Here is a 14,346-nt window from a genome sequence, read left to right on the forward strand (position 1 = left end):
GAAATGCACTCCACTTGAAGAAGTATAGTTATGTTATTACATTTATTGCGTAACTCTATAACGTATGCGATAGCGGTAAGCAACATCGCCGATCGGACAATCCCATGCTTCATTCCGCCCATGAGGGCAAAAAGATACTGGTGTCACTTTCCAATGCCGGCGTGCAGCGCAACGGTCGCTGGCTCGTGCGCGGCGTGGAGTTTTCCGTCAGCAAGGGTGAGATCGTCACGTTGATCGGGCCGAACGGTTCGGGCAAATCAACCAGCGCGAAAATGGCGATCGGTGTCTTGAAGCCGAGCGAGGGCGCGGTATCGCGCATTGCCGGTCTGAGGGTCGGGTATGTGCCGCAGAAGCTCTCTGTCGACTGGACCATGCCGCTTTCTGTGCGCCGGTTGATGACGCTGACCGGGCCTCTTCCCGCGCGCGAAATCGACGCCGCGCTGAACGCCACGGGTATCGCGCATCTGGCAAACGCGGAGGTGCAGCATCTTTCTGGCGGAGAGTTCCAGCGGGCGCTGCTTGCCCGCGCCATTGCGCGCAAGCCCGATCTGCTGGTTCTCGACGAGCCTGTGCAGGGCGTTGATTTCTCCGGGGAGATCGCGCTTTATGATTTGATAAAAAATATCAGGAATTCAAACAATTGCGGAATTCTGTTAATCTCGCATGACCTGCATGTCGTCATGGCGGAAACCGATACCGTAATATGCCTGAACGGCCATGTCTGCTGCCGGGGAACGCCGCAGGCGGTAAGCCAGAGCCCGGAATATATGCGACTTTTCGGTGGGTCGGCCACCAAGGCGCTTGCCGTTTACAGCCACCATCACGACCACACCCATCTGCCCGATGGCCGGGTGCAGCACGCGGATGGTTCGGTGACCGAACATTGCCACCCCGACGATGGCCATCATGATGCGCATGAGCAGCATCACGACCATAATCATGACCATGGGGACTGCGGCTGCGGCCACGAGCATGACGGACATGCCACTTCAAGCCACCAGCAGGGAGAGCGGCATGTTTGACGATTTCTTCGTTCGCGCCATGATCGCCGGCATCGGTGTTGCGCTCACCGCCGGTCCTCTTGGCTGCTTCGTTGTGTGGCGGCGCATGGCCTATTTCGGCGATACGATGGCCCATTCGGCACTGCTTGGCGTTGCGCTGTCGCTGCTGTTGCAGATCAACCTCATCGTCAGCGTCTTTCTTGTAGCCTCGGCGGTTTCGATCCTGCTGATTTTTTTGCAACGGCGGCAGGCGCTTTCCGCCGATGCGCTCCTCGGCATACTCTCTCATTCGGCGCTGGCGATCGGTCTCGTCATAGTTGCCTTCATGAGCTGGGTGCGCATCGATCTCGTCTCCTTCCTGTTCGGGGATATTCTGGCCGTTACCCGCAGCGATATCGCGCTGATTTGGGGCGGCGGGCTGGTGGTGCTGGTTTCCATGGTGTTCCTGTGGCGATCTCTGCTGGCCTCCACAGTCAATACCGAGTTGGCCGAGGCCGAGGGGTTGAACCCGGAACGCGCCAAGCTCATCTTCACGCTGTTGATGGCGCTGGTGATTGCCATCGCCATGAAGGTGGTCGGCATCATGTTGATCACATCGCTGCTCATCATACCGGCGGCGACAGCCAGACGTTTTTCTTCCACGCCTGAGGTGATGGCTGTGGTCGCGTCTCTGATCGGAGCGGTTGCCGTCGTTGGCGGCCTGTTCGGATCGCTGAGTTACGACACGCCATCAGGACCGTCCATCGTGGTTGCCGCCGTGATCCTGTTCGTTATAAGCCTGTTGCCGGCACCGGGTTTTTCCCGCTCCGCAGATGAAGGAGGCAAGTCATGAATGCGCAGAACCTTACCAAAAACCAGTCGCTGGTCATGAATGCCCTGTCGAATGCGCATGCGCCGCTCAGCGCCTATGTGATCCTCGACAAGCTGCGCGACGATGGTTTTCGCGCGCCGCTGCAGGTCTACCGGGCGTTGGAAAAGCTGGTGGAATATGGTCTCGTGCACCGGCTTGAAAGCCTCAACGCCTTTGTTGCCTGCACCCATACGCAAGCCGAATGCTGCTCGCATCATCATGGCACCGTCGCCTTTGCCATTTGCGAATCCTGCGGCCAGGTGAATGAGTTCCACGATCACGAGATTGACCATCGCCTCGAGCGCTGGGTCAAGGACAGCAAGTTCAAGGCGGAAAAGACCACTATCGAAATTCGTGGTCTGTGTGCCGCCTGCGCGGGGTAACACCGTTTGGCGACAGCGGGCGTTCTTGCCCGCCATCCGTCATTCTTCGATGACTTCCAGATCCTTCGAAAAACGCTTCCAGTTTTCGATGTAATTTTCCGCCGAGCGGCGGATGCTGGCGACGGCCTCGTCATCCAGCGTTCGGACGGCACGCGCCGGCGATCCGACGATTAGGGAATTGTCGGGAAACTCCTTGCCCTCCGTCACCAGCGCATTGGCGCCGACCAGGCAGTTGCGGCCGATCTTTGCGCCGTTCAGGATCGTTGCGCCCATGCCGACGAGCGAATTGTCGCCGATGGTGCAGCCGTGGATGATGGCGTGGTGGCCGATGGTGCACATTTCGCCGATCGTGGCGGCAAAACCGAGATCGCTGTGAACCATCACGCCGTCCTGAATATTGGTGCCGCGACCGATGCTGATTGGATCATTATCGCCGCGCAGCGTCGCGCCGAACCAGATGCCGACATCCTCGGCAAGTATCACCGAGCCAATGACATTCGCATCGGGCGCGACCCAGTAGCGATCCGTGGCGGGGGTCTGCGGCACCCGATCTGCGAGGCGATAAAGCGGCATGGCGGTTCTCTCCCTTTGGATTATGCGCCGATAGCGATCAGGCGACCGTAACGGACAGGGTGCCGACACCGTCTACACCACACTCGATCCGATCGCCGCGCACGATAGGGCCGACGCCTGCGGGCGTGCCGGTCATGATGACATCGCCAGCGGCAAGCGTGAACAGCTTTGAAAGCTCGGCAATCACTTCCGGCACTTTCCAGATCATCTGCGCAAGATCGCCTGTTTGCTTGCGCTCACCATTGACATCGAGCCAGATCGCACCGGTCGACGGATGGCCGATCTTGTCTGCGGGAACGATGGCGGAGACCGGCGCGGAATATTCGAACGCTTTTGCGCCCTCCCACGAGCGTCCCATCTTCTTCAAACCATCCTGAAGGTCGCGGCGTGTCATATCGATGCCAACCGCGTAACCCCAGACGTGGCCCAGCGCATCGCTTGCCAGAATATCCGCACCGCCGCTTTTCAACACCACGACGCATTCGACTTCGTAATGCACGTTCGACGACAGCGAAGGGTAGGGGAAATCCTGACCCGCAGGCAGAAGGTTGTCCGGATTTTTCTGGAAATAAAACGGCGGTTCCCTTGAAGGATCGTGGCCCATCTCGATGGCGTGATCGGCATAATTGCGGCCGACACAATAGACCCGCCGCACGGGGAACATCTCGTTTGTGCCCTCTACGGGCAGAAGAACGGGTTCTGGAACTGGAATGACGGTGGCGGCCATGGGATTTCCTGTCGTCTTTTTAGAACTGCAAGTCTTGTCCCCCGATTCCTGGGTGATTTCCAGTTCAAAATGACCGCAGCTGCAAAACTGGCTTTTTGCGGTCCTTTGCTGTAGAAGCCGCCGCAAAGAGGTTAATTCATGTACAGACAAGCGCTTGCAAACGGCGAAAAAATCTTTGCCGTGGCCCCGATGATCGATTGGACGGACACGAGGTGCAGATTTCTGCACCGGCAATTGTCGAAGCGTGCGCTGCTTTATACGGAAATGATCGTTGCCGACGCCATCATCCATGGCCAGCGCGACAGGTTGCTCAACTATCATACTCAGGAACATCCGGTTGCACTGCAACTCGGTGGGTCGGATCCGGTAAAGCTTTCGGAGGCGGTGCGGATCGCCGGCGATTATGGCTATGACGAGATCAACCTCAATGTCGGCTGTCCTTCGGACCGGGTGCAATCCGGCACTTTCGGCGCATGTCTGATGCGCGAACCCGAGATTGTCGCGCAATGCGTGACGGCGATGAAGGCCGTTGCGAAGGTGCCGGTCACGGTCAAATGCCGCATTGGCGTGGACGATCAGGAGCCGGAAGCCGTGCTGCCGGATTTTCTTTCGCGGGTTGTGGCGGCGGGCGCGGATGCGGTCTGGATCCATGCGCGCAAGGCTTGGCTGCAAGGGCTTTCGCCGAAGGAAAACCGTGAGGTGCCGCCGCTCGATTATGATCTCGTCTATCGCATGAAGCGGGAAAATCCTGACATCTTCATCGGTATCAACGGCGGTATCTCCGATCTCGATCAGGCAAGCCTCCATCTGCAGCATATGGACGGCGTGATGCTTGGCCGTGCGGCCTATCACAATACGTCCATCCTTGCCGATGTCGACCATCGCATTTATGGCGAAGAGGCCCGGCAAGCTGACTGGATGGGGCTGCGTGATGCGATGATGGCCTACGCCGCCGACTATATTGCCGCCGGCGGGCGCCTCAATCACGTCACCCGCCACATGGTCGGCCTGTTTCAGGGCATGCCCGGCGCGCGCCGTTTCCGGCAAATCCTTTCCAGCGACGCCACACGGCCGGGCGCTGGAACCGAGGTGATCGAGGCGGCGTTCGCGGCAGTCGATTTCAACCCGGCGAAAGAAATGGCTGGCTGAGCCAGTCAGACCAATTTCTGCAATACCTGTGCGCCGTTTGGTGCATTGACCTTGCCGCCGGTGATGAAGAAAGCGAAGACATCGCGAGGGGTCTTCTCTACTTTTCTATCGGGAGCGATCAGCGGCAGGTCATCCGGAACACCGCCCGCCGCATAGGTCTTGACCCGTTTTGCCCAATGGTCAATCTCGGCCTTCGGATAACAGGTCTCGATATCGTCTTCGCCCTTTTGCAGGCGGCAATAGACGAAATCGGCAGTTACGTCAGGCAGCATCGGATAATCGTGATGGTCGGCGCAGACGACCGCGACCTTGTGTTTGGCGAGAAGATCGATGAATTCCGGCACCTGAAATGTCGGGTTTCGCACTTCGACCACGTGGCGAAGGCTGACGCCGTCCTGTTTTTCGGGCAGCAATGCCAGAAACGCCCCGAAATCCTCGGCGTCGAATTTTTTAATCGGCGCGAATTGCCAGAGAATCGGGCCGAGATGGTGGCCGAGCTCCGTCAGTCCCTGCGTCAGGAACTTCGTCATGGATTCACCCGCCTCGGCCAGGACCTTGCGGTTGGTGACGAAGCGGCTTGCCTTCAGGGAGAAAACGAAATCCTCAGGAACGTCCGCCGCCCATTTGGCGAAGGTCTCGGGTTTCTGGCTGCTATAATAGGTGCCGTTCACCTCGATCGCCGTCAATTGCCGGCTGGCATGTTCCAGCTGGCGTTTCTTCGGCAGTTTTTCCGGATAAAACGTGCCTTCCCACGGCTCGAAAGTCCAGCCGCCGATACCGGTGCGAATCGTGCCTGATGTCGACATATACTATTCCTCCTCGGGCTATCGGCCTTACGTACCCTTGCTGCGAAAGGTGCGGATTACTCCGCAGCCTCGCGTTTTCCGGCTGGCCGGCGTTCCAGAAGTTCCTTCAGGAAATGACCGGTATAGGAGCGCTCGTTCTTGACGATGTCTTCCGGCGTTCCGGTTGCCACCACTTCGCCGCCGCCCGTGCCGCCTTCGGGGCCAATATCGATGATCCAGTCGGCCGTCTTGATGACTTCGAGATTGTGCTCGATTACCACGACGGAATTGCCCTGATCCACCAGCGCCTGCAGCATTTCCAGAAGCTTGTTGACGTCGTGGAAATGGAGACCCGTCGTCGGTTCATCGAGGATGTAGAGCGTGCGGCCGGTGGAGCGTTTTGACAGTTCCTTTGCGAGCTTGACGCGCTGCGCCTCGCCGCCGGAGAGCGTATTGGCCTGCTGGCCGACCTTGATGTAACCGAGGCCGACATCGAACAGCGCTTGCAGCTTGTCACGCACGGCCGGAACGGCGGCGAAGAATTCAACGCCTTCTTCCACCGTCATATCAAGCACGTCGGCAATGGACTTGCCCTTGAAGGTCACGTCCAGCGTCTCGCGATTATAACGCTTGCCGTGGCAGACGTCGCAGGTGACATAGACATCCGGCAGGAAGTGCATCTCGATCTTGATGACGCCGTCGCCCTGGCAGGCTTCGCAGCGGCCACCCTTGACGTTGAAGGAGAAACGGCCAGGTGCATAACCTCGCGCCTTTGCCTCCGGCAGACCGGCGAACCAGTCACGGATAGGCGTGAATGCGCCGGTGTAGGTGGCGGGGTTTGATCGTGGCGTGCGGCCGATTGGCGACTGGTCGATATCGATCACCTTGTCGATGAATTCGAAACCATCGATGCGGTCATGCTCGGCCGGAATTTCGCGCGCGCCCATCACCCGGCGTGCTGCCGACTTATAGAGCGTCTCGATCAGGAAGGTGGATTTGCCACCACCCGACACGCCGGTAACGGCGGTGAAAACGCCAAGGGGAACGGCCGCAGTCACATTCTTCAGGTTGTTGCCGCGTGCGCCAAAAACCTTGATTTCGCGGCCCTTCTTGGGCTTGCGGCGTTCTGCCGGCACGGCGACGCCAAGTTCGCCGGATAGATATTTGCCGGTCAGCGATTTCGGATTGGCCATGACCTCCTGCGGCGTGCCTTCGGCGATCACCTGACCGCCGTGGATGCCGGCGGCCGGGCCGATATCAACGACATAATCCGCCGTCAGGATGGCATCCTCGTCGTGTTCGACCACGATCACTGTATTGCCGATATCACGCAGATGTTTCAGCGTATCGAGCAGACGGGCATTGTCACGCTGATGCAGGCCGATGGACGGCTCATCCAGAACATAGAGAACGCCGGTGAGGCCGGAACCGATCTGCGAAGCAAGCCGGATGCGCTGGCTTTCTCCGCCGGAAAGCGTGCCGGAGTTGCGTGACAGGCTGAGATAATCCAGCCCGACATCGTTGAGGAATCGCAGACGTTCGCGGATTTCCTTGAGGATGCGAACCGCGATCTCGTTCTGTTTGGCGTTCAGATTTTCCGGCAGCGTCTCGAACCAGTCGCGTGCCATACGGATCGACATCTGGGTGACTTCGCCGATGTGCATCCTGTTGATCTTGACGGCGAGCGCTTCCGGCTTCAGGCGATAGCCGGCGCAGGCCGGGCAGGGGGCTGCCGACATATAACGCTCGATTTCCTCGCGCGCCCAGGCGCTGTCGGTCTCTTTCCAGCGACGCTCCAGATTGGGAACGATGCCTTCGAAATTCTTCACCGTCTTGTAGGAGCGCGCGCCGTCCTGATAGTTGAACTCGATCTTGTCGTCAGTGCCCTGGAGAATGGCGTGCTGCGCCTCTTTCGAAAGGTCCGTCCATTTGCTCGACAGCTTGAAACCGAAGGCCTTGCCCAGTGCCTCCAGCGTCTGGTTGTAATAGGGGGAAGACGACTTGGCCCAGGGGGCGATCGCGCCATCCCGCAGGGTGCGTGCAGGTTCGGGCACGATCAGGTTTTCGTCCACCTTCTGCTGCGAGCCGAGACCGTCACAGGTGGGGCAGGCGCCGAAGGGATTGTTGAAGGAGAAAAGCCTGGGCTCGATTTCCGGGATGGTGAAGCCGGAGACCGGGCAGGCGAATTTTTCCGAAAACAGCATACGCTCGTGGGTCTCATTGAGCGATTTGTTTGCGGAGCCGCCAGCCGAGGTTTCTTCCGGCGGCAGGGGCTTGTCGGCAAATTCGGCCACTGCCAACCCGTCGGCGAGCTTGAGGCAGGTCTCGAGACTGTCGGCAAGGCGTGCTGCCATATCCGCGCGCACGACGGCGCGGTCTACCACCACATCGATATCGTGTTTGTACTTTTTGTCGAGGACGGGAACGTCAGCGATCTCGTAGAACTGGCCATCCACCTTGACGCGCTGGAAGCCCTTCTTCATCAGCTCGGCGAGTTCCTTTTTATATTCGCCTTTGCGGCCGCGCACGATCGGCGCGAGAATATAAAGGCGCGTGCCTTCCTCGAAGGCAAGGATACGGTCGACCATCTGGCTGACCGTCTGGCTCTCGATCGGCAGGCCCGTCGCCGGCGAGTAGGGCACACCGACACGCGCAAACAGCAGGCGCATATAGTCGTAGATTTCCGTGACCGTGCCGACCGTAGAGCGCGGGTTCTTCGAGGTGGTTTTCTGCTCGATGGAAATCGCCGGAGAAAGCCCCTCGATGCGGTCTACATCCGGCTTCTGCATCATTTCGAGGAACTGGCGCGCATAGGCCGAGAGGCTCTCGACATAACGGCGCTGGCCCTCGGCATAGATTGTGTCGAAGGCGAGCGACGACTTGCCCGAGCCGGAGAGCCCGGTCATGACGATCAGCTTGTTGCGCGGTAGATCCAGATCGATACCCTTGAGGTTATGCTCACGGGCACCACGGATGGAAATCGTCTTCAGTTCACTCATGATAAAGCTCGGACAAAATTAACAGGCCTGATGGCGGCGCGTCCTTATGTAGTGACGCAACCGGACGTGTCGAGGTTTATTCCCTATCGATCGATGGCTTTTCGGCTCACTTGACTCGAATTTCGTGATTTAATAGAACAAAAAAGGAACAAATTGCAAGTGCGAATATACTCTCTGAGAAAGTCGGGATTATTCGCTGTGGATTGTTCCCCGTTGCGGTGCCCTTTGCGGGCGGCGATGGTTATTGTGTGCGGGATTTTTTGAAATGCAATTGCCGGTCACGATGGCTGGCGGACAGGATGACGAGATGGCTGGTAGCGTAAACAAGGTAATTCTGATTGGGAACGTTGGCGCCGATCCCGAAATTCGCCGGACGCAGGACGGCCGTCCAATCGCCAATCTGCGTATCGCCACCTCAGAGACGTGGCGGGACCGCAACAGCGGCGAGCGCAAGGAAAAGACAGAATGGCACACGGTCGTCGTTTTCAACGAAGGCCTGTGCAAGGTTGTTGAACAATATGTGAAAAAGGGCGCCAAGCTCTATATTGAAGGCCAGCTGCAGACGCGCAAGTGGCAGGACCAGACGGGCAACGACCGTTACTCCACCGAAGTGGTACTGCAGGGCTTCAACTCCACGCTGACGATGCTCGACGGTCGCGGCGAAGGTGGCGGCGGGAGCCGCAGCGGTGGCGACATCGGCGGTGGAGATTATGGCAGCGGCGGCAGTAACTACGGTGGCGGTTACGACCAGCAGCCGGCGGCCCGCGGCGGTGCCTCGCGTGGCGGCAGCCAGCCTTCCGGCGGCTTCTCCAGTGACATGGACGACGATATCCCGTTCTGATCGGGACCGTGATTGACGGGGCGGGAGCCGGTCGAAACCGGTTGCCCGCTTCAAGGTGGCGACGACCTATGCCGCGGCTTTGTCCGCCAGCATCGCAACCATGACATCGGACTGCGAAAGAATACCCACCATCTTGCCGTTGGCGTCGATCACCGGCAGGTAATGCAGCCCTTCCTCCGCAAAGCGGATGATTGCTTCCTCGATCGCCGTTTCCGGCTGCACGGTTCTAACAGGCGATGTCATGATATCCTTGACGGTATCGTTGGGTGCGCTTGTGCCTGAGAGAATAAGGCGCAGGCGCTGCAGGAAACCGATGGAAGGGCGGCCGTTTCTCCAGCTAGCCTTTTCAAGAAAATCCGTCTGAGTGACGATGCCAAGGATTTCGGCCCTGTCGTTGGTCACGGGCAGAGCCTTGAAATGGCGGTTGCGCATCAGTGAATGGGCGTGGCGCAGGCTATCATCCGGGGCGACGCCGACCACATCGCGCGACATGACGCTGGCGCAATCGAGGTGGAGGGCGCGGCGGCGCCAGGAGCGCAATTCCGTCTTGCGCAAAATCATCTCCAGCACATCGCGATCAATATCGAGAACCTCGTCATATTCCTTCAGCACCTCGTCCAGATCGGCTGAGGAAAAGCCGATTTTCTGTATCGGCGTCGGGTCTGCCGTGCCGTGGCTGGCCTTTCCCAACCTCAGGCCGTGCGGATAGGCGCGGCCGGTAGCATTGTTATAAACGAGCGCGAGGATGAGAAGGATGAGCGAGTTTCCGGCGACCGGCCAGAGAATAAAGCCATAGCCGAGACTATGCACGGCGGGGCCGCCGAGAACGGCCGTCAGCGCCACCGCGCCGCTTGGCGGGTGCAGGCAGCGCAGCGCCATCATGGCAGCAATGGCAAGGCTTATGGCAAGCGCGCTGGCAAGAAAAATATCCGGAACGAGTAAAGCCACCGTCACGCCCACGAAAGCCGACACGATGTTGCCGCAGAGGATCGACCAGGGCTGCGCAAGGGGGCTGGATGGCACGGCGAATAAAAGCACCGCCGAGGCGCCCATCGGCGCGATCATGGCTGGCAGGGTAGGGTCTAGGCGGAAAGCAAGGCTGCCCAGAAGTCCCGTCAGCGAAATGCCGACGAAGGCGCCCGCCGCAGCGCGCAGCCTTTCCCGGTTACTGACGGGAGCGGCATCCGGGATGAGGCGGCGCAGCGTGGATCGCATGGAGAGAGCTTTCTGGTGCGGAAAAAAGATGCGCGTCTTTTAACCGAGGCAGGAGCCGGATTCAAAGGGCGGATTTTTCGCAAATCCGGCCGGTTGCGGCATTTTGTTGCGAACCGATGGTCGTCAGAATGCGAAGGCCGATTTTATGCCGTCCACTACGAACTGCACGGAAAGCGCGGCAAGAAGGACGCCGAGCAGCCTTGTCAGGATCGCGCGGCCGGTATTGCCGAGAAAACGGTCCATGCGTTCCGAGACGATCAGGGTGGCGTAGACGAGGGCCATGGCGAAGGCGAGGATGAGAATAAGCACGAGCATTTCGAGCGTCGTCTTCATCGTTCCCGCCAGGAGCACGGTCGCGGAAATGGCGCCAGGCCCGGCGATCAACGGCAAGGCGAGCGGAAAGACCGCCAGATTGTGCAGATGGTCCTTGGTGATGGCAATCTCCGAGGTCTTTTCCTTGCGCTCCTGGCGTTTCTCGAAAATCATCTCGAAGGAAATCCAGAACAGCAGAAGGCCACCGGCGATGCGGAAGGCACCCAGCGAAATGCCGAGAAGGTTGAGGATGGTGAGACCGAACAGGGCGAAGATGGCGAGAATGCCGAAGGCGATGATCGAACCACGCAGGGCCACCTGGGCGCGCTGGTCGCGCGTCATTCCAACCGTGAGTGCGAGAAATACCGGCGCGAGACCGGGCGGATCGAGCGTGACCAGAAGTGTTGTAAGCGCGTTGATGAGCGTTTCGCTGCTGGCCATTCTTTCCCCGCCTGTTCTGTTTTTAGGCCGGAGCCTACGCAAGTCGTGCACGCTTTGAAAGGGAGCGGCGTCGCTTTTGCCAACCTAAATGGCGAAAAGCGGGGTATGTCTTGCAAATGACGCAAAAGACTGTTCAAAACTCGCCGGGAAATTGGCTTAACGTGGCTGTTTCCGCTATAAAAATCCATCCGATTCTTAACAGAGAATGTGATCCGTTTTGACTGACCAGAGCCCCCCCGGCGGCGGAAAACTTCCGCCAGGCATTGAACCGATTTCCATCATTGAGGAAATGCAGCGGTCCTATCTCGATTACGCCATGAGCGTTATCGTTTCCCGCGCGCTTCCCGATGTCCGTGACGGTCTGAAGCCGGTTCATCGCCGTATTCTTTACGGCATGTCCGAACTCGGCATCGACTGGAACAAGAAATACGTCAAATGCGCCCGCGTCACCGGTGACGTGATGGGTAAATTCCATCCGCACGGCAATGCGGCGATTTACGATGCGCTGGCGCGCATGGCGCAGGACTGGTCTCTGCGCCTGCCGCTGATCGACGGACAGGGCAACTTCGGCTCCATCGACGGCGATCCGCCGGCGGCCGAACGTTACACCGAGTGCCGTCTCGAAAAGGCAGCGCATTCGCTTCTCGACGATCTCGACAAGGAAACGGTGGATTTCCGCGACAACTATGACGGCACCTTGCATGAGCCGGTCGTCATTCCCGCGAAATTCCCGAACCTTCTGGTCAACGGGGCAGGCGGCATCGCCGTCGGCATGGCGACGAACATTCCGCCGCACAATCTTTCCGAAGTCATCGACGGCTGTATCGCCCTCATCGACAATCCCGCGATCGAGCTGCTTGAACTGATGCAGATCATTCCCGGCCCGGACTTCCCGACCGGCGCGCTCATCATGGGCCGTTCCGGCATTCGCTCTGCCTATGAGACGGGTCGCGGATCGGTCATCATGCGTGGCCGTGCGACCATCGAGCCGATGCGCGGCGACCGCGAGCAGATCATCATCACCGAGGTTCCCTATCAGGTGAACAAGGCGACGATGATCGAGAAGATGGCCGAACTGGTCAAGGAAAAGCGCATCGAGGGTATTTCCGACCTGCGCGACGAGTCCGACCGCCAGGGTTATCGCGTCGTCGTCGAGCTGAAGCGCGACGCCAATGCCGAAGTCATCCTGAACCAGATCTATCGCTACACGCCGCTGCAGACCTCCTTCGGCTGCAACATGGTGGCGCTGAACGGCGGCAAGCCTGAACAGATGACGTTGCTGGACATGCTGCGCGCCTTCGTGTCCTTCCGTGAGGATGTCGTCAGCCGCCGCACGAAGTATCTGCTGCGCAAGGCGCGCGACCGCGCGCATGTGTTGGTCGGTCTGGCGATCTCGGTTGCCAATATCGACGAAGTCATCCGCGTCATTCGTCATGCTCCCGATCCGGCTTCGGCCCGTGAGGAGCTGATGACGCGGCGCTGGCCGGCGCAGGATGTGGAAAGCCTGATCCGTCTCATCGACGATCCGCGCCACCGCATCAATGAAGACGGCACCTACAATCTCTCCGAAGAGCAGGCACGCGCCATTCTCGAATTGCGCCTTGCCCGCCTGACGGCGCTTGGCCGCGACGAAATCGGCGACGAGCTGAACAAGATCGGCGCGGAAATCAGCGAATATCTCGAAATCCTGTCTTCACGGCTGCGCATCATGCAGATCGTCAAGGATGAGCTTATCGCCATCCGCGACGAGTTCGGCACGCCACGCCGGTCCGAGATCGTCGAAGGCGGTCCTGACATGGATGATGAAGACCTCATCTCCCGCGAAGATATGGTCGTCACCGTTTCGCATCTCGGCTACATCAAGCGCGTGCCGCTGACCACCTACCGGGCACAGCGTCGCGGCGGCAAGGGCCGTTCCGGCATGGCGACGCGCGACGAAGATTTCGTCAATCGTCTCTTTGTCGCCAATACCCATACGCCGGTGCTGTTCTTCTCCTCGCGCGGCATCGTGTACAAGGAAAAGGTCTGGCGCCTTCCGATCGGTACGCCGCAGTCGAAGGGCAAGGCCCTCATCAACATGCTGCCGCTGGAACCCGGCGAGCGCATCACCACCATCATGCCGTTGCCCGAGGACGAAACGACCTGGGAAACGCTCGATGTGATGTTCTCGACGACGCGCGGCACGGTTCGCCGCAACAAGCTCGGCGATTTCGTGCAGGTCAACCGCAACGGCAAGATCGCCATGAAGCTGGAGGAGGAGGGCGATGAAATCCTCTCCGTCGAGACCTGTACCGACCAGGATGACGTATTGCTGACGACGGCACTCGGCCAGTGCATCCGCTTCCCCGTCGACGATGTCCGCGTCTTCGCCGGCCGCAACTCGGTTGGCGTGCGCGGTATCAACATGGCGGATGGCGACCGCATCATCTCCATGACCATTGTGGGCCATGTGGAAGCTGAACCGTGGGAGCGTGCGGCCTACCTCAAGCGTTCGGCCACCGAGCGGCGTGCCGCCGGGGTCGATGAGGAAGATATCGCACTGGTTGGTGAGGAAGTCGCGGAAGAAGGCGAACTCAGCGAAGAGCGTTATCAGGAACTGAAGGCACGCGAAGAATTCGTGCTGACCGTCTCTGAAAAAGGCTACGGCAAGCGTTCTTCGTCTTACGACTTCCGCACATCGGGTCGCGGCGGCAAGGGCATTCGCGCCACCGATACCTCGAAGACGACGGAAATCGGCGAACTCGTTGCGGCCTTCCCGGTGGACGAAGGCGACCAGATCATGCTGGTTTCCGATGGCGGCCAGCTGATCCGTGTGCCGGTAAACGGCATCCGTATCGCAAGCCGCGCCACCAAGGGCGTGACGATCTTCTCCACCGCCAAGGATGAGAAGGTGGTTTCCGTGGAACGTATCAACGAGCCTGAAGGCGACGAAGAGGCGGAAAACGGCAATGGCGAAGCTGTGGCAGACACTCTGCCGGATACGCCAGAGGCACCGGAGAGCGAGGCGTAAGCCGCCTCGTTTCTTCATTGTCAATCAACAAAAACCCCGCGGTGCAAAGGCTCCGCGGGG

The 14,346-nt window shown here is 59.3% G+C and carries 12 protein-coding genes; 6 read left to right on the plus strand and 6 right to left on the minus strand.

Annotated features, from left to right (window positions below; translation table 11 throughout):
* Nucleotides 1-104: 104 nt before the first annotated feature.
* From znuC to zur, 3 genes are read left to right on the plus strand one after another with little or no spacing between them, the layout of a single operon-like run.
* On the plus strand, nt 105-1,022 hold the full coding sequence (znuC, locus tag FB593_RS02105) for a zinc ABC transporter ATP-binding protein ZnuC (RefSeq protein WP_113473143.1): 918 nt from the start codon (nt 105-107) through the stop codon (nt 1,020-1,022).
* Nucleotides 1,015-1,833 (plus strand): zinc ABC transporter permease subunit ZnuB, encoded by an 819-nt coding sequence (znuB, locus tag FB593_RS02110; RefSeq protein ID WP_013636161.1) that lies wholly within the window; start codon nt 1,015-1,017, stop codon nt 1,831-1,833. The genes znuC and znuB overlap by 8 nt, the downstream gene beginning before the upstream one ends.
* On the plus strand, nt 1,830-2,234 hold the full coding sequence (zur, locus tag FB593_RS02115) for a zinc uptake transcriptional repressor Zur (RefSeq protein ID WP_025593459.1): 405 nt from the start codon (nt 1,830-1,832) through the stop codon (nt 2,232-2,234). The genes znuB and zur overlap by 4 nt, the downstream gene beginning before the upstream one ends.
* A gap of 39 nt (nt 2,235-2,273) precedes the next feature.
* Here the strand turns inward: zur and FB593_RS02120 are convergent, their stop codons facing one another.
* Together FB593_RS02120 and FB593_RS02125 are read right to left on the minus strand one after the other, a co-directional pair.
* Nucleotides 2,274-2,807: a gamma carbonic anhydrase family protein gene (locus FB593_RS02120; protein WP_013636159.1), complete on the minus strand. Its 534-nt coding sequence runs from the start codon at nt 2,805-2,807 to the stop codon at nt 2,274-2,276.
* Nucleotides 2,808-2,844: 37 nt separating this feature from the next.
* Nucleotides 2,845-3,534, minus strand: a complete 690-nt coding sequence (locus FB593_RS02125; RefSeq protein ID WP_003515271.1) for a fumarylacetoacetate hydrolase family protein — start codon at nt 3,532-3,534, stop codon at nt 2,845-2,847.
* 138 nt (nt 3,535-3,672) lie between these two features.
* On the opposite strand from FB593_RS02125, the gene dusA reads away from it, so the two are divergent.
* Nucleotides 3,673-4,683: a tRNA dihydrouridine(20/20a) synthase DusA gene (dusA, locus tag FB593_RS02130; RefSeq protein ID WP_145166289.1), complete on the plus strand. Its 1,011-nt coding sequence runs from the start codon at nt 3,673-3,675 to the stop codon at nt 4,681-4,683.
* A gap of 5 nt (nt 4,684-4,688) precedes the next feature.
* Here dusA and FB593_RS02135 read toward each other — a convergent pair whose 3' ends face one another.
* Together FB593_RS02135 and uvrA are read right to left on the minus strand one after the other, a co-directional pair.
* Nucleotides 4,689-5,489, minus strand: coding sequence for a DUF72 domain-containing protein (locus FB593_RS02135; RefSeq protein WP_145166290.1), 801 nt, complete (start codon nt 5,487-5,489; stop codon nt 4,689-4,691).
* 56 nt (nt 5,490-5,545) lie between these two features.
* Nucleotides 5,546-8,467 carry an excinuclease ABC subunit UvrA gene (gene uvrA, locus FB593_RS02140; RefSeq protein WP_145166291.1) on the minus strand — a complete coding sequence of 974 codons (2,922 nt, stop codon included), beginning with the start codon at nt 8,465-8,467 and terminating at the stop codon, nt 5,546-5,548.
* 265 nt (nt 8,468-8,732) lie between these two features.
* Between uvrA and FB593_RS02145 the strand changes: the two genes are divergently transcribed.
* A complete protein-coding gene (locus FB593_RS02145; RefSeq protein WP_186447874.1) occupies nt 8,733-9,308 on the plus strand; it encodes a single-stranded DNA-binding protein in 576 nt (191 codons plus the stop codon).
* Nucleotides 9,309-9,374: 66 nt separating this feature from the next.
* Here the strand turns inward: FB593_RS02145 and FB593_RS02150 are convergent, their stop codons facing one another.
* Nucleotides 9,375-10,523 carry an HPP family protein gene (locus tag FB593_RS02150; RefSeq protein WP_145166292.1) on the minus strand — a complete coding sequence of 383 codons (1,149 nt, stop codon included), beginning with the start codon at nt 10,521-10,523 and terminating at the stop codon, nt 9,375-9,377.
* Between the two features lie 123 nt (nt 10,524-10,646).
* The gene (locus FB593_RS02155) at nt 10,647-11,276 is read right to left on the minus strand and encodes a MarC family protein (protein WP_145166293.1); all 630 of its coding nucleotides are present in this window, start codon (nt 11,274-11,276) and stop codon (nt 10,647-10,649) included.
* Nucleotides 11,277-11,493: 217 nt separating this feature from the next.
* Between FB593_RS02155 and gyrA the strand changes: the two genes are divergently transcribed.
* Nucleotides 11,494-14,286 carry a DNA gyrase subunit A gene (gene gyrA, locus FB593_RS02160; RefSeq protein WP_145166294.1) on the plus strand — a complete coding sequence of 931 codons (2,793 nt, stop codon included), beginning with the start codon at nt 11,494-11,496 and terminating at the stop codon, nt 14,284-14,286.
* Nucleotides 14,287-14,346 lie beyond the last annotated feature (60 nt).

Source organism: Rhizobium sp. SJZ105, assembly GCF_007828365.1.
Taxonomy (GTDB): domain Bacteria; phylum Pseudomonadota; class Alphaproteobacteria; order Rhizobiales; family Rhizobiaceae; genus Agrobacterium; species Agrobacterium tumefaciens.

Coding starts and splice junctions, on each gene's coding strand:
- znuC (WP_113473143.1), top strand. CDS start 105: ATGCTTCATTCCGCCCATGAGGGCAAAAAGATACTGGTGTCACTTTCC.
- znuB (WP_013636161.1), top strand. CDS start 1,015: ATGTTTGACGATTTCTTCGTTCGCGCCATGATCGCCGGCATCGGTGTT.
- zur (WP_025593459.1), top strand. CDS start 1,830: ATGAATGCGCAGAACCTTACCAAAAACCAGTCGCTGGTCATGAATGCC.
- FB593_RS02120 (WP_013636159.1), bottom strand. CDS start 2,807: ATGCCGCTTTATCGCCTCGCAGATCGGGTGCCGCAGACCCCCGCCACG.
- FB593_RS02125 (WP_003515271.1), bottom strand. CDS start 3,534: ATGGCCGCCACCGTCATTCCAGTTCCAGAACCCGTTCTTCTGCCCGTA.
- dusA (WP_145166289.1), top strand. CDS start 3,673: ATGTACAGACAAGCGCTTGCAAACGGCGAAAAAATCTTTGCCGTGGCC.
- FB593_RS02135 (WP_145166290.1), bottom strand. CDS start 5,489: ATGTCGACATCAGGCACGATTCGCACCGGTATCGGCGGCTGGACTTTC.
- uvrA (WP_145166291.1), bottom strand. CDS start 8,467: ATGAGTGAACTGAAGACGATTTCCATCCGTGGTGCCCGTGAGCATAAC.
- FB593_RS02145 (WP_186447874.1), top strand. CDS start 8,733: ATGCAATTGCCGGTCACGATGGCTGGCGGACAGGATGACGAGATGGCT.
- FB593_RS02150 (WP_145166292.1), bottom strand. CDS start 10,523: ATGCGATCCACGCTGCGCCGCCTCATCCCGGATGCCGCTCCCGTCAGT.
- FB593_RS02155 (WP_145166293.1), bottom strand. CDS start 11,276: ATGGCCAGCAGCGAAACGCTCATCAACGCGCTTACAACACTTCTGGTC.